At 70.7% G+C, this 17,407-nt stretch carries 11 protein-coding genes and 1 pseudogene; 7 read left to right on the top strand and 5 right to left on the bottom strand.

Annotated features, from left to right (window positions below; translation table 11 throughout):
• Nucleotides 1-122: 122 nt before the first annotated feature.
• Nucleotides 123-470 (bottom strand): hypothetical protein, encoded by a 348-nt coding sequence (locus AB0N66_RS24590; RefSeq protein ID WP_365438812.1) that lies wholly within the window; start codon nt 468-470, stop codon nt 123-125.
• 351 nt (nt 471-821) lie between these two features.
• Between AB0N66_RS24590 and AB0N66_RS24585 the strand changes: the two genes are divergently transcribed.
• Nucleotides 822-4,439, top strand: a complete 3,618-nt coding sequence (locus AB0N66_RS24585) for a S8 family serine peptidase (protein WP_365438810.1) — start codon at nt 822-824, stop codon at nt 4,437-4,439.
• A 73-nt stretch (nt 4,440-4,512) separates the two neighbouring features.
• On the opposite strand, the gene AB0N66_RS24580 is transcribed toward AB0N66_RS24585, so the two are convergent.
• From AB0N66_RS24580 to AB0N66_RS24565, 4 genes are all read right to left on the bottom strand, one after another.
• The gene (locus AB0N66_RS24580) at nt 4,513-5,907 is read right to left on the bottom strand and encodes a carboxyl transferase domain-containing protein (protein WP_365438808.1); all 1,395 of its coding nucleotides are present in this window, start codon (nt 5,905-5,907) and stop codon (nt 4,513-4,515) included.
• Nucleotides 5,904-7,403, bottom strand: coding sequence for an acyl-CoA synthetase (locus tag AB0N66_RS24575; RefSeq protein WP_365438806.1), 1,500 nt, complete (start codon nt 7,401-7,403; stop codon nt 5,904-5,906). The genes AB0N66_RS24580 and AB0N66_RS24575 overlap by 4 nt, the downstream gene beginning before the upstream one ends.
• Nucleotides 7,404-7,646: 243 nt before the next feature.
• On the bottom strand, nt 7,647-8,450 hold the full coding sequence (locus tag AB0N66_RS24570; RefSeq protein WP_365438804.1) for a phosphatidate cytidylyltransferase: 804 nt from the start codon (nt 8,448-8,450) through the stop codon (nt 7,647-7,649).
• Nucleotides 8,447-10,225 (bottom strand): aminotransferase class I/II-fold pyridoxal phosphate-dependent enzyme, encoded by a 1,779-nt coding sequence (locus AB0N66_RS24565; RefSeq protein WP_365438802.1) that lies wholly within the window; start codon nt 10,223-10,225, stop codon nt 8,447-8,449. Before AB0N66_RS24565 ends, AB0N66_RS24570 begins: the two co-directional genes overlap by 4 nt.
• A 215-nt stretch (nt 10,226-10,440) precedes the next feature.
• On the opposite strand from AB0N66_RS24565, the gene AB0N66_RS24560 reads away from it, so the two are divergent.
• The 6 genes and pseudogenes from AB0N66_RS24560 to AB0N66_RS24535 all read left to right on the top strand — a co-directional run bounded on the left by AB0N66_RS24560 (nt 10,441) and on the right by AB0N66_RS24535 (nt 17,399).
• Nucleotides 10,441-11,958, top strand: a complete 1,518-nt coding sequence (locus tag AB0N66_RS24560) for an oxidoreductase (protein ID WP_365438800.1) — start codon at nt 10,441-10,443, stop codon at nt 11,956-11,958.
• Nucleotides 11,959-12,056: 98 nt separating this feature from the next.
• Complete coding sequence (locus tag AB0N66_RS24555; protein ID WP_365438798.1) at nt 12,057-12,224, top strand: hypothetical protein; 168 nt, start codon at nt 12,057-12,059, stop codon at nt 12,222-12,224.
• On the top strand, nt 12,221-12,826 hold the full coding sequence (locus AB0N66_RS24550; protein ID WP_365438796.1) for a toxin-antitoxin system, toxin component family protein: 606 nt from the start codon (nt 12,221-12,223) through the stop codon (nt 12,824-12,826). The genes AB0N66_RS24555 and AB0N66_RS24550 overlap by 4 nt, the downstream gene beginning before the upstream one ends.
• 6 nt (nt 12,827-12,832) lie before the next feature.
• Nucleotides 12,833-14,050, top strand: a complete 1,218-nt coding sequence (locus AB0N66_RS24545; RefSeq protein WP_365438794.1) for an MAB_1171c family putative transporter — start codon at nt 12,833-12,835, stop codon at nt 14,048-14,050.
• Nucleotides 14,051-14,106: 56 nt separating this feature from the next.
• Complete coding sequence (locus tag AB0N66_RS24540) at nt 14,107-15,504, top strand: FAD-dependent monooxygenase (RefSeq protein ID WP_365438792.1); 1,398 nt, start codon at nt 14,107-14,109, stop codon at nt 15,502-15,504.
• 238 nt (nt 15,505-15,742) lie between these two features.
• Nucleotides 15,743-17,399 (top strand): annotated as a pseudogene (locus AB0N66_RS24535) (IS200/IS605 family accessory protein TnpB-related protein).
• Nucleotides 17,400-17,407 lie beyond the last annotated feature (8 nt).

Below are 17,407 nucleotides of genomic sequence, written 5' to 3'. Positions count from 1 at the left end.
AGGCCGAGGGGCTCCGCCGGACGGCGGTCCTCTCTCGCATCGTGCGGTCCCTGACGGGGTGTCGCCTTTTGTGGGGGGCCGGGTGGGGTGCCGCTGGACGGGTGGTCTTGGCGGTGGAGCGGTCAGGGACCGCGTCGGCTCCGCCCCGGTCGGCGGGCTGGGCGCGTGAGCTGACCACCTGGCGGTGCCGGTCGTCGTACGCGGACACCTCGACCAGGAACCGGTTCCAGGACAGCGGTAATGAGGGTCGGCGCCCCGCTCTGCATGTACCCGACGATATTGGGCTCGGCCCGGATGTCCTGGACCTCCGCCCAGTCCAGCCGCTTCTTTCGGACGAAGGCACGTACCTGGATGCCGCGAACGTCGACGAGGGTCCCGATCCGCTTGACCGCCAGGTACAACCAGCCGAAGAAGGGGACGACGAGGACCCAGATCAGCACCTTCACCCAAGTCGGTATGTCCTCGTTCATCAGAGGCAGGAGCGGGGCGACGACCCCCAGGAACCCCGTCCGACGATGAAGCCCGCCGGTAGTCCGGATCTTCGGTACACACGTCGCAGTTGTTCGTTGCTCATACGAACTCCCCCTCATCCACCGACTCCGTCGGCTCCGGCTCCCCACCGGACGCAGCAGTCCAGGTGTCGGGTCTGACACCGAACAGACCTGCTTTGACTGTCCCGGTTTCCCTGGCTCGTACCTGTCTGTGCTGGCGGGAAGCCGCCAGGGCACCTTCCCGCCAGGCTCTGTCAACTCCGGTGCGACACAAGGCCCCCGACACTCTTCGCAGCACCAGGGCATGCCGCCGACGAAGAGAGGGCGATGATGACCAGAGGACCAGCGAGACGTGGGGCGGCGCTGTTGTCGGCCGGCCTCGTGATCGCCCTGCTGCCCGCGGGGCAGTCGACGGCGGCCGCACCGGACACCACGCCCCGGGCCGCGAGCGCCACCCGCACCGTCACCCTTGTCACCGGCGACAAGGTGACCGTCACCGACCTCGGCGGCGGGAAGAAGACGGTCACCGTCGAGCGGCCCGAGGGTGCCACCGGTGCCGTGCGCACACAGGTGGTGAACGGCGTCGTCACCGTCGTACCGGACGAGGCGCTGCCGTATCTGCGGGCGGGCACCCTGGACCGGCGGCTGTTCGACGTGAGTGAGCTGATACGGCAGGGGCTGACCGACCAGAAGACGGACGAGCTGCCGCTGATCGTGACGTACGAGAAGAAGGCGCGGTCTCTCACGCCGCGCGGCGCCGAGCGGACGCGTGCGCTGCCGAGCATCCGGGGCGCCGCCGTCGACGCGGACAAGGGGCGGACCTTCTGGCAGGCGCTGACCGCCCAGGACGGCATCGACGAGGTGTGGCTCGACGGGCGGGTCACGGCGGACATGGCCGAGAGCAACGCGCAGATCGGTACGGCGGCGGCGTGGGAGGCCGGGCTGACTGGGAAGGGGGTCACGGTCGCCGTCCTCGACACGGGGGTCGACGCCGGGCATCCCGACCTCGCCGGACGGGTCTCGACGACCAGGAGCTTCATCGAGGGTGAGGAGGTCGCCGACCGCAACGGTCATGGCACGCACGTCACTTCGACCGTGGGCGGGAGCGGCGCCGCCTCGGAGGGGCAGGAGAAGGGCGTCGCCCCCGGAGCCACGCTCGCCGTCGGCAAGGTGCTCAGCGACCAGGGGTCGGGGAGCGAGTCGCAGATCATCGCAGGCATGGAGTGGGCCGCGCGTGACGTGGGGGCCCAGGTGATCTCCATGAGCCTCGGCTCGACCGAGGCCAGCGACGGCACCGACCCCATGGCTGAGGCCGTCAACACCCTTTCCCAGGAGACCGGAGCGCTCTTCGTCATCGCCGCCGGCAACACCGGCGCCCCGTACTCCATCGGCTCACCCGGCGCCGCCGACTCCGCGCTGACCATCGGCGCGGTGGACTCCGCCGACGAGGCCGCCTACTTCACCAGTGCGGGCCCGCGCCACGGCGACAACGCGCTCAAGCCCGACCTCTCCGCGCCGGGCGTCGACATCCTCGCCGCACGCTCCCAACTCGTCGATGGTGACGGCTACTACACGAGCATGAGTGGTACGTCGATGGCGACGCCCCATGTCGCGGGGGTGGCCGCCCTGCTCGCCGAGAAGCACCCCGACTGGACCGGCGCGCAACTCAAGGACGCGCTGATGTCCACGTCCGAGCAACTCGACGCGTCCGCCTATGTGCTGGGCTCCGGACGCGTGAGCGTGCCGGACGCGATCGGCTCGGCGGTCACCGCCACCGGCAGCGCGGACCTCGGTTCCTACAGCTGGCCGTACGAGGAGAACGAGCCCGTCACGAAGACGTTGACGTACACCAACTCATCCGATGCGGCTGTCGAGTTGAGCCTCTCGGTGCAGGGTGTTCCTGACGGTGTCGCGACCCTCGCCGACTCCACGCTCACCGTGCCCGCGCACGGGACCGCGGCCACGACGGTCACGGGTGACGGCGCGAAGGCGGCCGTGGGCAACACCTCCGGGCAGATCGTCGCGTCCGTGGCCGGCGCCCCCGTCGCGCACACCGTGTTCGGGCTGGTCAAGGAGGAGGAGCGGTACACGCTCACTGTGCACGTCAAGGACAGGGACGGAGCCGCGACGGCCGCCGATCTCGAGGTCCAGCAGCTCACGCAGGGCGTCGACCCCTCCTGGGAGCCGGTCGGGGACTCGGGCACCGTGAAGCTCCGGCTGAGGCCGGGGACGTACAGCCTGGACACCTTCCTCGACGTGCGCGGCAGCAACGGCGCGGACTCGCTCGGGCTCGGTTTTCTCGCGGCACCCGAGGTCACACTCGACCAGGACCGCGAAGTCACCCTCGACGGAACGAAGTTGAGGGAGGTCGAGGCAAAGGTCGACCGACGGACCGAGACCCGGCAGCTGCTGATGGAGTACGACCGGAACGCGGGCGGGGCCGACTTGTTCGGTGCCGTCCAGGTGCCGGTGAAGTACGACAGCATCTTCGCCGCGCCCACCGCCGAGGTCACGAAGGGCACCTTCGAGTACCGGACCGTGTGGCGGCTCGGCAAGCCGCTCCTTGAGGTCAAGGGAGTCGGTGAAGCGGTTGCCCAGCCGGGCGCCACGCTGATCGAGGGGCGCAGCAGACTGCCGCTGGTCGATGTCGGATCCTTCGTGAGTGGCTCATTGAGCGGAGTCCGGGGCAAGGCCGTCCTCGCGCGGCTCGGCGACGGGGTCGAACCCGCCGCGCTCGCCCAGGCGGCCCAGGACGCGGGCGCCAAGGCACTGTTCGTGACCGACGACACGGCGGGACGCCTCAACGCCTGGTTCGGGACGGACGACAACGCCGACCGGCCGTTGCAGATCGCCACGGTCAACGCGGCGGACGCGGCGAGGCTGCGGGCGGCCCGGAGCGTCGACATGACGGGGACACTCAACACGCCGTATGTGTACGACCTTTCGGAGGGGCACGCGGGGGCCATCCCTCGCGGGGATCTGACGTATGAGCCGGGCAACCGCGAACTCGCCGTGCTGGACACCAAGTTCCACGGCGACAAGCCAGCCTCGGGCGGCGAGTTCCGCTACTCGATCACCGACACCTTCCCCATCGGGATCGGCTTCAAGGAACGGATCGACTACCCGGCCGAGCGGACCGACTATGTCTCCACCGGCGCCGGGCAGTTGTGGCACGAGTCCGTCGACCTCGGGGACAGTGCGCTGGAGGAGCGCAGCGGGCTGGTCCGGTACCGCGGGGGCACGCACCCGGACCTCGACTGGTTCAAGCCCGTCTGGCATCCCTGGCTCGGCACCGGGCTCGGCTGGGGACAGCAACGCCAGGGAAACCAGATCCAGTTGAACACCCCCGGCTGGGGCGACTCCGGGCCCGACCACACCGGCTTCGGCGATGTGTGGAGCGGGGACAAGGGGATGACCCAGTTCACGGAGGTGTACCAGGACGGTTCGCTGGTCGACCGGCGGATGGGCTCGGGCGCGTACGTGTGGGACGCGCCCGCCGACGAGCACACGTACAAGGTCGTCACGGACACGACGCTGGACCCGGACCGCTGGAAGCTGTCCACCGAGGGCCACTCGGAGTGGACGTTCAAGTCGGCGGCCACGCCGGAGGACCGCTGGACCTTCCTGCCGCTCATCAACCTCGGCTACGACGTCGACACCGACCTCGCGGGCGATGTGCGCGGCGGCAGCCGGGTGCGGGTTGGGGTCTACGCCGAGTATGTGAAGGGCGCGGCGGACACCGGCGCCATCGGGGGCGGGAAGCTCGAAGTGTCGTACGACGACGGGAAGACGTGGCGTGCGGTGCCGCTGTCCGGTGGGGGCGCGTCCTGGAAGGGGACGCTGAGCGTGCCGCGGGACGCCGAGTTCGTGTCGCTGCGGGCGTCCGCGAGGGACGACCGGGGTGGGTCGGTGAAGCAGGAGGTCATTCGGGCGGTGGGGGTGCGGTAGCCGGCCCGGCGGGCTGAAGGCTCCTTTGTGCCGGCGGTGTCGGCTCCCCTTGGGAGGGGGGAGCCGACACCGCCTATTCGCTCACGATGCCCCGGACGACCCCGAGATCCAGCAAGTCCTGTGGCCGGAGGCGAAGTTGATCGGCCGTGGCCCGCACCTCTTGGGCCGGGCGCTTGAGGATCGCGGCCGCGAGCTCCGGCGCGATGACCGAGAAGTAACTGTCCGGCGTGGCCCAGGTGTTGCCGGGCGCGGTCAGCGCGAGGGCGCCGCCCGAGCCGCCCTCGCCGATCACCAGAGTGGTGACGGGCGTACGGGCGGTCGCCACCGCGGCGAACAGGTCCGCGATCGCCGAGCCGGCGCCCTGCCGCTCCGCGTCGGCGTCGTTCGCGGCGCCCGGAGTGTCCACCAACGTCAGCACGGGGATGCCTAGTCGACCCGCGAGGCGGATCAGGCGGGCGGCGGTGCGATAACCGGCGGGGCGGGTGGCCGTCCCGCACTGGGCGGCGTACGCGATGGTCCGCCCGCCGTGCGAGCCGAAGCCGCACAGCATGCCGGCGTCGGTGCCGCCGCAGCGGTCGCCGCTGATGGTGGTGCGGCGGGTGAAGTAGGCGTCCAAGTAGGCGGAGGCGCGCGGGCGTTGCGGGGAGCGGGCGCGTTGGACGGCTTCCCAACCGGTGGCGGGGTGGTCGACTGTGCTGAGGGTGGGTGGAGGGTCTGCGGGCTTCGGTGAGGGGTTGGTGGCTGGGTGGTCGACCGTGCTCAGGGCGGCCGGAGGGGCCGCGGCCTCCGTCGAGGGGCTGGTGAGCAGCTCCAGCCACAGCGCCAGCGTCCGCCGCAGCTCCTGTGGCCGTACGACGGCGTCCACCGCGCCCGCCGACACCTGGGCCTCGGCGGTGTACGCCGCCGGATCCGCGTCGGGCGGGCGCACCCGGGAGCCCGCGAAGCCCACCTGGGCGCCGGGCAGCGCCAGCGTCACGTCGGCGCCCGCGCCCAGCGTGGCCCAGCCGCCGCCCGTCGTCGGATCCCGCAGTACGGCGATCTGCGCTGTCCCCGCTTCCCGAGTGAGCGCCGACTGCCGCGCCACGCGCTGGAGTTGAGTGAGCGCGAGCATGCCCTCCTGCATCCGGCTGCCGCCGGTCGCGACGAGGGAGACGAGCGGGAGGCGCTGCTCGCGCGCATAGGTGTACGCCGCCTCCAGCCGGTCGCCGGTGCGCTCGCCGAGCGAACCGCCGAGGAAGCCGAACTCGAAGGCGATCAGTACGGCGGGGGTGGAGCCGATGGTGGCGCGGCCGCAGACGACGGACTCGTCCTCGCCGGTGCGGGTGGCGGCGCGGGCGCGGGAGTTGTCGTAACCCTGCCAGGACAGTGGGCCGTCGGGCTTGAAGTCCCTTACGGGGAAGGTCAGTTCACTGAATTCGTCGTCCGTGACGAGGGCGATGGCCTCGCGGGCGGTGAGCCGCTCAGTCATTCCGCATCCTTCATCAGAGCCCGCTTGAGGATCTTGCCCATGTCGTTGCGGGGCAGGGCGTCCAGGAAGTGGACGACGCGCGGGCGCTTGTGCGGGGCGAGGCGGCGGGCCACGTGGTCGGAGAGTTCCGGGCCGAGGGGAGCGGGGGCGGGGGCGGGGGCGCTGATCGGCACCACCCAGGCCACGATCCGCTCGCCGAGATCGTCGTCGGGTTCACCCGTGACGGCCGCCTCCCGCACGGCGGGGTGTTCCAGCAACGCGTTCTCGATCTCACCGGCGCCGATCTTGTAACCGCCGCTCTTGATCAGGTCGGTGGCCTTGCGGCCGACGATGCGTACACAGCCGTCGGCGTCGAGGATCGCCATGTCGCCGGTGCGGAACCAGCCGTCCTCGGTGAACGCGGCGGCGGTGGCGTCGGGCCGGTTCAGGTACTCGGTGAAGAGGTTCGGCCCGCGGACCTGGATCTCGCCCACGCTCGCTCCATCGTGCGAGCCGGTGGGCGCGCCGTCGGCGTCGTACGCGGCGATCGTCGACCCGTCCTCCTCGACGAGCCGCAGGTCGACGCCGGGCAGCGGCACGCCGACGGTCCCGGGGCGGGGTTCACCGTCCACCCGGACACTCGTGTTCATCAGGGTCTCCGTCATGCCGTACCGCTCGATGACCCGGCGCCCGGTGGCTGCCGTGATCCGCTGGTGGTCGTGCACGGGCAGCGCGGCGGAACCGGACACCAGGAGCCGCGCCCGGCCGAGCGCCTCGGCCAGCTCCACGTCCTCGTCCAGGGCTTCGGCGAGCCGGTGGTACATCGTCGGCACCCCGAACAACATCGTGGCGCCGTCGTTCAGCTCCCGGGCCACGCCCTCCGCGCTGAACCGCCCCAGATGCCGCAGCGACCCACCGCGCCGCAGCGGCCCCAGCACCCCCAGGATCAGCCCGTGCACATGGAACAGCGGCAGCCCGTGCACGAGGACGTCGTCGCCGGTCCACTGCCAGGCGTCGGCCAGCGCGTCGAGGGTCGCGGCGATCGCCCGGCGCGGGATGACGGCGCCCTTGGGCGGGCCGGTGGTGCCGGAGGTGTAGACGACGAGGGCGGGGGCGTCGTCCGGGGCTTCCGCGACGCACGCACCGCCACCTCCTCCTGGGCGCACATCGACGTCGATCCGCTCCAACTCCCGCAGGGAGCCGGGGAGTTCCGCCCCTGCCTCCGCCAGCACCACCGATGGCCGGCTGTCGGCCAGAATGTGCCCGAGCTCGCCGTCCCCCGACTTCGGGTTGAGCGGCACGGCCGGCACCCCGGCGAGCAGCGCGGCCGTCACCCCGACGGCCGTCTCCAGGCTCGGCGTCGCCCACACGGCGACCCTCCCGGCCCCGCCGAGCCGCCCCGCAAGACCCCCCGCCGCGTCGGCGAGCTCCCCGTACGTCAGCGACCGATCACCGAACCGCACCGCAGGCCGCTCCACGACCGAGCCGCCCACCAGGGCGGGAAAGAGGTGAGACACACGTACTCCTTGTCAGAGGGACGGCGTAGGGATTTCTGCGGGGTGCCGTCTGGACTGTTCCTACACGATGACGCCTCTGAAGTGGGTGGTGAGTCGACCGTCGGTGTCCAGGACGTGGACCGCCAGTGCGGGCGGCAGGCCCAGGTGGACATGGTCCTGCGGGTGGGCGCGGTGTTCAGGGGGAGTCCGGGCCCCGGCGACTCTGCGCCCACGCGGCAAGCCGGTGGTGCCTGTCGGGGTCGGTCAGCTCAGCACCAGCAACACGGCCAGCGCGATCAGCAGTGAATCGATTCGGTCCAGCAGGCCTCCCGAACCGGGTAGCCAGCCGGCGGCGTCCTTGGTCCCTGCGCCACGCTTGATCATCGATTCGAGCAGGTCGCCGACCGGGCCGCCGACTGCCACTGCGACCGCCAGCGGCCAGGTCGGTACGGAGAGCACCGCGAGTGTGCCGAGGCCGGCCGCGCCGCCGATGACGGTTCCGCTCCACCGCTTGGCCGGTGAGAGGGGGGACAGCCGCGGGCCGCCCAGCCTCTGGCCGGCGAAGTACGCCACGATGTCGGCGACCGAGATGGCCACGAACAGGGCGAGTGCGGTCGCCCCCAGCGGCACCAACGCGGCGGGCAGACTGAGCCAGGCAAGCCCCGACAGACCGGCGCCGACTCGGCGCAGACCGTGTTCGGCGTCGCCGGACAGCAGCGGCACGGCGGCCACCGCGAGCGCCCCGACCGCGATCACCCGGGGCACCTGCCCGGGCGCCAGCCAGGCGGCCCCCACCACGGCGACGACCGCCGTGGCCAGCATCGCCCGGTCCGGCCACGCCAGCCGCAGCATCCCGCCGTACTCCAGCACCCCGATGACCCCGACCGCGGCAGCGATGGCAGCAGTGCCCGGGCGGCCCAGCCAGAACGCCCCGACGACCACGGGCATCCCGAGCGCCCAGGCACACCACCGCACCATCAGCTCACGCTGACGGGAGGCCGCCGCGGCGACTCCTCCCAGTACCAGCGCCCCACCGAGGTAGGGCACCAGTGCCGCAACGGTGGTCACCGGGTGATCATGTCGGTGTGCATGCGTGGCGACACCGGCCCGAGAGCGGACCCGCCGGATCGCAGCACATCAAGGGCGGTGCGGTACGCGGCCACGATGCGCGCGTTCTCCGTACTGCCCCTGACGGCGATGCGCAGGGTGCGTCCTTCGTATGCCGTCGACATCGGTGACAGGTCGCGCAGGTAGACGTCGCTGCGGCGGCATTCGTGCACGAGCGTGGCGGCGCTCGGTCCGTCGGGCGGCAACGTCACGGTGAGGAAGTTCCCCACCGCCTCATCGATGGTGGCAGAGCCGTCCACCGCGGCCAGGTCGCCGGCCAGTTGATGGCGCAGCGTGTGTGTCTGGGCCCAGCGGTCGGCGTAGTACGACGGATCGCGCAGCGCAGCCACCGCTGCCAGCTGGGCGGGCAGGCTGACGGCCCAGGGAGGGGTCCACCGGCGCAGTTGTTCGGTGACGGTCGGTTCGGCCACCAGGTACGCGGCCCGTACGCCGGACAGCGCGTACATCTTGGAGAGTGAGCTGCAGACCACTACCCGAGGATCAACGGCGGCGAGGTCGGCCAGAGACTCGGACAGGCCGACGTAGCCCAGGTAGGCCTCGTCGATCCACCATCGCGTCGCTTTTGGTGAGTCCGCGATCACCGATCGCAGCTCCGCACCCGGCAGTTGGCGGCCGGTCGGGTTGTTGGGGTTGACCACGACCACGAGGTCATAGCGGCCGGACCGAGTGGCAGCCGCCAGCCGCGCCGGGTCGATACGCCAGCCGTCCGCACGGCGCAGCGGGAGCCGGTCCACCCGGCACCCGATCACCTCCTGAGTGACATGGGCGTACTCGCCGTAGCTCGGGTCGAGCAGAAGTACGCGGCTCTCCGGGGTCAGCCACCGTCCGAAGGCCCGAAAGATCAGGTCGGACGAACCGGCGCCGACGGACAGTGCCTCCACCGGAAGCGCCCGCGCCGTGGCGATCTCGGCCAACAGGCCCTCGGCGCCGGTCGGTGGCGATGTGCGGGCCGTCCAGGCCGGGTCTTCCGCGAGTACCGCCGTCACCTCGGGGGCCGGCGGGAACCACGCGTCCAGCACATCGGCCGCGACCACCTGACGGCGCCGGTGCAGGCTGCGGAAGTCCGTACCGATGGCGGCGAACGAAGCACCGCCATGCTCGCAGCCGTCCGCTCGCGGGAGGAACGGCATGTCCAACTGCCAGTCAAGACCGGCTCGCAGACGTTCCACCGCGCCGGCGTACTGGCCCATAGCCGTCTTCATCAGCTCGATGACGGCGCCGGTGAGCACCTCGAACGACAGCGCGCCGGAGTGAACGGAGTGACCGGTCGGCCGCAGCCCGACGGCCCGGTACATGTCGAGCAGTTCGGTGCGGCCCATCACCACCACCCGGCGGCCGCCCCGGGAGGCGATCCAGCGCAGTGCGGCGAACATCAGCAGCGGAGCCGCCATGGTGGACCGCCAGCGCGGCTCGACCGTGAGGATGCGCACCTCGAACAGGGCGTCCTCGGTCAGCAACGGCAGTTCGTCGCGCGTCAGATAGCGCTCGAGTCCGTACCGGCCCGCCCAGGGCGGCGTGATGCTGACGAAGCCCAGCCTGTCCGCGCCGCGCGCCACGACCAGGTAGACGTTGTCGCCGTCCAGTGCGTCACGCAGCCGCCCGGTGGGATCCGGTGCGTGCTGCCCCAACTCCTTCGAGTACACCCGGTGGCGCAGTTCGTGGATCCAGTCGAGATCGTCAGGGATCGCACGTCGCAACTGCAGGGCAGGAGCCACAGAACACCTCTTCGACTTGGGGTCAGGGCCCTCAGTGTGGTTTCGGCGGAGCTGGTGCACCTGAGCGATCCGACCCGGGACGGATTGAGTACGGGTACTCAGACCGGCTGATGACGGCCGGTCCGTCGAAGCCTCGGTACTGGCCGGAGGCGGTCATCTGCATGAGCTGGCTTACGAGTTCACCGCCCCGCGAATTTGATCGTTACTGTGCCGGTGTGCTGCCTGACATCGAGTTGACGCCGCCGGAGCGCCGGGTATGGGACGCCTTTCCCGAAGGGCGGCGGGTGGATCTGCGGAGTGGTGAGGCTGCGGCCGATGATCCGGGGCGGGCTGGGGAGTGGGGGCCGGATCGTACGGTTCGGGCGGCCGTACTGGTCGCGTTGCTGTTGGGCGGTAACAGCGAGGCGTCCGGTGTTGTCGCCTCGCTGCGCCTCGTCGGGGCGCGGATCACCGGGCGGCTCGACCTCGACGGTGCGGATATCGGCCATGTGCTCTCGCTTGAGCACTGTTGGCTGGAGGAGGCGGTGAGTCTCTACGGGGCGTCCACGCGGACGGTCCGCATCATGGACAGCCGGGTGCCCGGGGTGGAGGCCGGGCAGGCTCGGATCCAAGGGCGTCTCGACCTGAAGCGTTCGGTGATGGAAGGGGAACGTCTTTCGCTCGTCAACGCCCATGTGGCCGGGGAGTTGAACCTGAACGGGGCTCGGATATTCGCCTCCGGGGAGTGGGCCGTGTTCGCGGGCGGCCTGGTCTTGGAAGGCGGTCTCTTCTGCAAGAACCTCACCACGCGGGGTGGAGTACGGCTGCTGGGCGCGCAGTTGCCCGGTGGTCTGTTCATGCAGGGGGCGCGACTCAGCAGTGCCGATGGTGTGGCACTGGCGGCGGACAACGTGACCACCACGAGGCTCGACCTGTCAGGGGGATTTGACGCGGAGGGGACCGTGCGACTGCGGGGCGCCCGGATCTCGGACAACCTGACCTTCGAGGGAGCGACCCTGAAGGGCGCGCGGGACGGAGAGGGTCCCGCCGTGGTCTGCCTCCACATGCAGGCCACCGACTTCGACTTCACCGTTGCCGAGACGCCCAACGGGGCCGTCGACCTGCGCGGCGCTCAGGTCTCGTTCCTCAATGAGGGCGAGCACAGTTGGCCGGGCGTGGTGGAACTGGATGGATTCGTCTATGGATCCATCCAGATGGTCGCAGCGGGACGGCGGCGCGAGGCGGTGGGCCGGCGGGAAGGCGTGGTTCGCCGTGTGGGATGGATTCGGCGAAGCCCTGACTACAGCCCTCAGCCGTACGAGCAACTGGCGAGCTGCTACCGAAAGGTGGGCCACGACGACGACGCCCGCCGGGTGCTGCTGGCGAAGCAGCGGCATCGACGCCGCACGCAGGGCCCGGCCGGACGCGCGTGGGGACACGTGCTGGACGCCACCGTCGGATACGGATACCGGCCGTGGCTGGCCGGCGTCTGGCTCCTCGCGCTGATCCTGCTCGGCACGCTGGTCTTCACGGCTCATGACCCGACCCCGGTCAAGGAGGGCGAAGGAGCCCCGTTCCAGCCCTTCGTCTACACCCTCGACCTGCTGATTCCCATCGGCGGTCTGGGCCAGCGTACGAACTGGTACTGGGCGGACGGCGGCTCGCAGTGGCTTGCGTACGCGCTGGTCGCCGCGGGCTGGATACTCACCACGGCCGTGCTCGCGGGCGTGACGCGGACGCTGAACAGGAGTTAGCTTCGGGCGAACTCGAAAGCCATGGCGCGGCCCGACCCGGCCCCGTAGTCTCGGCGGCAAGGTCAGAACTTGATGCGTCAACTGCCGGGAGCCCCTGGGTGAGTGAGTCCCCGACTCTTGTCGAGACACTCGTGCGTCTCGATGTGCGGATCGCCGAGAAGAGCCTGGACCGAGGCGAAGTGCTCGGCGTACGGGCGCTGCCCGTGGCGTATCTCGGGGCGAGCGGGAAGCCGCCCGCCGAGTTCCCCCACGGGGAGCGGCGATGAGGCTTGCCCGTAGAGCGCGCGAGCTCGTGGCGGGGCTGCGGCCGACCAGAGCCGATTCCGAGATGCGGCGACTCGCGGTGGAGTTCGGCCGCGCGCTGCGCAAGCGCATCGACACCCCCGTCGACGTACGGGAGTTGGCCCGTGCCCTGTGCGAGGAGATGAGCGGGCGCCGAGAAGGCCGGCCCGTACGGCTCCGCTTCGAGCGCTTCCCCGACGAGTTCGAGGTCACCGGCCTGTGGCTGGAGTTCCACGACTTCGACCTCGTCGTCATTGAGGAGCGCGCCGAGGCCGTGCAGCAACTCGTCATACTCGGCCACGAGTTGTGGCACATGAGGCAGGGACACCACAACCATCATGTCGACGGAGCGGCCGCCGCGGCACGCACCCTGTCGGACGGCACCGGCTGGCAGGAGATCGCCCTCACTGTCGCCGCCCGCCACGGGTCCCATGCGGCCGACGAGGCCGAGGCCGAGGATTTCGGGCTGCGGCTGGCCAGTGTCTTCCGCTCCTGGGTGACCGGTTCCGGTACGAGACGGGGGCCGGTCGACCCGGTTGAACGGGCCATCCAGGCGTCACTTGGCTATCGCGGACCGCAGGACTGATCGGCGATGAGTCCTTCCGGCTTGCTCAACGACCTCTACATCTCCTTCTGGATACCGGCCGCGGTCCTGACCGTCGCCCTTGCGATCAAACTGCCCAGCATCGTGAAGCTCTGGAAGGACCCGCTGCTCAGAGCCGTCGGTGGTCTGCTCGTCCTTGCCTGTGGCGTCTTCGTCTTCGCGGCGCCGCCGACCATCGCCTGGACCAACCGGGTCACCGGCGTACCGAACATCTCGGCCCCCTTGGTCTACAGCCTCCTCACCGCGTTCTGCGGATCCTGCCTGCTGTTGATCGCCGCCTGGCGAAACGGCATCTCCGACCGGTCCGCGGCAACCCGCCGCGTCACCCGGTGGGTTGTCATCGTCTACTCGGGCGTGATCATCGCGCTCTGGGTGCTGTTCGCGCTCGCCGACGTCCACGAAGAGCGGCGGCAGGACCTCGACACGTACTACGCCACCACCGCCTTCATACGCGAGGAGATCCTGCTCTATCTGCTCGCGCACACCGTGGCGTGTCTGATCACCGCCAAGCTGATCTGGAACTGGGTCCGCACCGACGGTCTCGACGTATGGCTGCGCGGCGGCCTGAAGTGCCTGGGCGTCGGATACGCGATGAACCTGGTCTTCGACGCCGCGAAGCTCACGGCCGTCGTCGCCCGGTGGACCGGCCACGACCTCGACTGGCTGAGCACCAATCTCGCGCCACCCGTCGCCTGTCTCTCCGCCATCCTGATCGCGGTGGGCTTCATCCTTCCCCACGGCGGCCAGTACCTGCGCCGCCGTGCCCGCACCCGGCTCAGCCACTGGCGCCTGCGGTCCCTGTACCTGCTGACGCGGGCCGTCGGCGGCGACCGCGTCCCCTTCGAGCTGAGGGCCACGCCCGAACTGCGCCTGACACGCCGCGAGACGTTCATCCGGGACGAACTGCTCCACCTCGCGCGATTCATCGACGAGGACCTGAGCCGACGGGCGTACGACACCGCGGTCGGTCTGGGACACGAGGCCGACCGGGCCAAGTCGATCGCCCATGTCGTGACGATCCAGGACGCCATCGAGACCAAGGGACGAGCCCGGAAGGACGGCGCCACAGCACCCCTCAACAGCCCGGACATCGAGAACCTGCTGGAGGAGATCGAGGCCGTGTCCCGAGCCCTCCGCCACACGGACGACATCAGGGCGGTCCGCGAGCTCGCGGCCGCAGCAGCAGAGAGTGTGCCCGCCGCATGAGTGCCAGTTCCCGGAGTGCCCGTCCCCGGAGCGAACGACCTTCCAGCGCACGGCCCATGAGATCCGCCGTCGTCCTCGGCGGCAGCCTGGCCGGAATGCTCGCGGCGCGCGCCCTGGCCGAGTTCGCGGACATCGTCACGGTCGTCGAGCGGGACGTCCTGCCCGCGGGGCCCGAGCGCCGCAAGAACCTGCCCCAGGCCCAGCACGTCCATCTGCTCTGGTCCGGCGGCGCCTTGGCGATGGAGGAGCTCGTCCCCGGCATCACCGCACTGCTCAGGGACGCCGGCGCGAACCGCCTTCCGTTGACCACGGACATGGTCGCGCTGTCGCCCCGGGGCTGGTACCGCCGCTGGAGCGAGTCCCACCACGTGATTCTCAGCAGCCGCGACCTTCTCGACGCGACCCTCCGTGCGCGGGTCCTCGACGACGAACGGATCAAGCTCGTCGAACGCACCGAGGTGCTCGGCCTCGAAGGCACCGAAGGCCTCGAAGGCACCGCCGTCACCGGAGTCCGCGTCCGTGGCCACGACGGCGCACAGCGCACGCTCCCCGCCGACCTGGTCGTCGACGCCACCGGACGAGCCTCCCGCGCGTCGGAGTGGCTCGCGGCCCTCGGCCTTCCCGCACCGGAGCAGCGGCAGGTCAACTCGGGCCTCGCGTACGCCAGTCGCCTCTACCGTGCCCCGGAGGCGGCGCGGCGCGGCTTCCCCGTCCTCAATGTGCAGGCTGCCCCGCGCGGCGGGGGTCCCGGCAGGTCGGGCGTACTGGTGCCCATCGAGGAGGGGCGCTGGCTGGTCACGCTCACCGGCACCCGCGGCGGCGAACCCACCCCCGACGAGAGCGACTTCGAACGCTTCGCCACCGAGGAGCTGCGGCACCCCGTCATCGGTGAGTTCATCGCGGGCGCCGAGCCGCTGTCCGGTGTCGCCTTCACCCGGTCCACCGCGAACCGCCGCTACTACTACGAGCGTTCACGTTCCTGGCCCGACGGTTTCACGGTGATCGGCGACGCGCTCGCCGCGTACAACCCGATCTACGGGCACGGTATGTCGGTCGCGGCGCAGAGTGCCGTGGCGCTGCGCGACACGATCCGGAGCCGGGGCTGGGGCACCCCGGGGCTGGCCCGCGCCCTCCAGAAGGCGGTGGCTCGGCCGGTCAACGCGGCGTGGGACCTCGCCACCGGCCAGGACGTTTTCTACCCGGGCGCGACGGAGAACGGCCCCACGCTCAGGGACAGGATCCTGGCCGCGTACGTCGACCGCCTCCTGCTCACCGCCACCGGCAACGGCCGTATAGCCCGCCGCTTCACCGACGTGTCGTCCCTGGAGCGCGGCGCGCACGTCCTGCTCGCCCCAAGCGTGCTCCTCGCCGCCGTGGCCGGCCCGCTCAAGCCGCAGCTCACCGGCCCGCCACTCACGGCCGAGGAGTGGAAGGCCGCCGTCCCTCTCAGGTGAGTCCTCTCCCTGCGGCCCTTTCAGGTGAAAACGCCTGGCCCGGCTTCGCGAGGGGTACTCAACTGCGGCTGTTTGTCTATGTGTTACTGCATAGAAACGTGTATGAGTGTGCGTGTCCCGCTCTGTTCGGTTGCGGTAGACGGCTTGACTGGATGTTCGGGGTGGGAATGTGTGACTTTCCCGGGGTGGTTCGTTGATCTGTGCGACAAGCGGATCAGATGGCGGGTCGGGGGTGGGTGTGGTGCGTGGGGATGGGGAGCGGTCGGTTTCGGGTCTGCGCGTGCCAGTCTCGCCGTTTGTCGCTGTGGGACCGTCGGGTGTGGCGGTGCGGGACCGGCTCAAGCACCTCACCGTCGAGGACGAGCGGGTGCTGCGGCTGGTCGGCGGGCACCTGGGCGCGCTCGCCGCGGGATCTCAAGGCACGCTGTGCTGACGGGCTGGAGCATTCCGCGAACGCATGGGCGGCGCGGAAGCGGGAGTTGACGCCGTTGTCGTCGTCCCGCTGGGCCGGGGCGGTCACCAAGGCGTCGCATGATCAGTGGGCGTTGTCGCGGCGTTGCCTGGCGGCGCACATCCACAGTCTGGAGGCCGGGATCCGGGCGATCCGGCACCGTCTGTCGCTGCCCGTCGGGGAGCGCGGCTCGAAACGGGTGCCGGGTGGTTACCGGTCGGTGCGGGAGTGGCATGCCAAGTCCCGTCGGCTGGCCGCGTTGGAGGTGCGGCTTGCGGCGGCTGTGGAGGACTGGCAGGCCGGACGTGTGCGCGTCGTACGCGGCGGGAAGCGGCTGGCGAACACCCGGCACCATCTCACCGAGGCCGACCTCACCGAGGTGCAGTGGCGGGAGCGTTGGGAGGCGGAGCGCTGGTTCCTCGCCGCGGACGGCGAGTCCGGGAAGCGGTACGGGAACGAGACCATCCGCGTCACCCCCGACGGCCAAGTCTCGATCAAGCTCCCCGCCCCGCTGGCCGCCCTGGCAAACGCCCCGCACGGCCGGTATGTACTCGCCGCCCGGGTCACCTTCCCGGACCGGGGCCCCGAGTGGGCCGACCGCGTGGAAGCCGACCGGGCCGTCGCCTACCGCATCCACTACGACGTGACGCGTGCTCGCTGGTACCTGACTGCTTCCTGGCAGTACGCGCCCACCCCTGCTATTCCGCTGGCTGCGGCCCTTGCGCACGGGGTGATCGGGGTGGACACCAATGCCGACCACCTTGCCGCCTGGCGCCTCGACCATCACGGCAACCCCACCGGCCAGTCGCGCCGCTTCTTCTACGACCTGACCGGCACCGCTACCCACCGCGACGCCCAGATCCGCCACGCCCTGACCCGCCTGCTGAACTGGGCGAAAACCTGCGGCGTCAAAGCCATAGCCGTCGAGGACCTCGACTTCACCGCCGAGAAGACCCGCGAGAAACACGGCCGCAAGAAGCGGTTTAGGCAGCTGATCTCCGGCATGCCCACCGGCCGACTCCGCGCCCGCCTCACGTCGATGGCGGATGCGACCGGTATCACGGTCATCGCTGTCGATCCCGCTTACACATCCAAGTGGGGCGCCGAGCACTGGCAGCGCCCGACCAGCAGCACCACCCGCAGGACCAGCCGACACGACGCCGCGAGCATCGCGATCGGCAGGCGCGCTCAGGGATATCCGATCCGGCGACGGACGGCACCGCCCCGCGACGACCGGAGTGATCGTCGTGGGCATCGGACCGTCCAGGCCCCACCGGATGTCCTTGGGCGTGAGGGACCCCGCCCCCGCATTCCCGGACCACGCACACGATGCGTGCCGCCCGGACGCGGAGCGAACGCGGGAGACCAGCGTGCCCAACACCGTTCGGGACACGCGGCTGAGCGTGAGACCTGGCAACAGGACTCACTCCCACTCAGTCCTTAGGAACGGTT

This window comes from Streptomyces sp. NPDC093544 (genome assembly GCF_040683495.1).
GTDB lineage: Bacteria > Actinomycetota > Actinomycetes > Streptomycetales > Streptomycetaceae > Streptomyces.
This window is presented reverse-complemented; position numbering and strand designations above follow the sequence as displayed.

Excerpts from the sequence above, each read along its gene's own strand:
- AB0N66_RS24590 (WP_365438812.1), bottom strand. The coding sequence starts at position 470 with ATGAACGAGGACATACCGACTTGGGTGAAGGTGCTGATCTGGGTCCTC.
- AB0N66_RS24585 (WP_365438810.1), top strand. The coding sequence starts at position 822 with ATGACCAGAGGACCAGCGAGACGTGGGGCGGCGCTGTTGTCGGCCGGC.
- AB0N66_RS24580 (WP_365438808.1), bottom strand. The coding sequence starts at position 5,907 with ATGACTGAGCGGCTCACCGCCCGCGAGGCCATCGCCCTCGTCACGGAC.
- AB0N66_RS24550 (WP_365438796.1), top strand. The coding sequence starts at position 12,221 with ATGAGGCTTGCCCGTAGAGCGCGCGAGCTCGTGGCGGGGCTGCGGCCG.
- AB0N66_RS24545 (WP_365438794.1), top strand. The coding sequence starts at position 12,833 with ATGAGTCCTTCCGGCTTGCTCAACGACCTCTACATCTCCTTCTGGATA.
- AB0N66_RS24540 (WP_365438792.1), top strand. The coding sequence starts at position 14,107 with ATGAGATCCGCCGTCGTCCTCGGCGGCAGCCTGGCCGGAATGCTCGCG.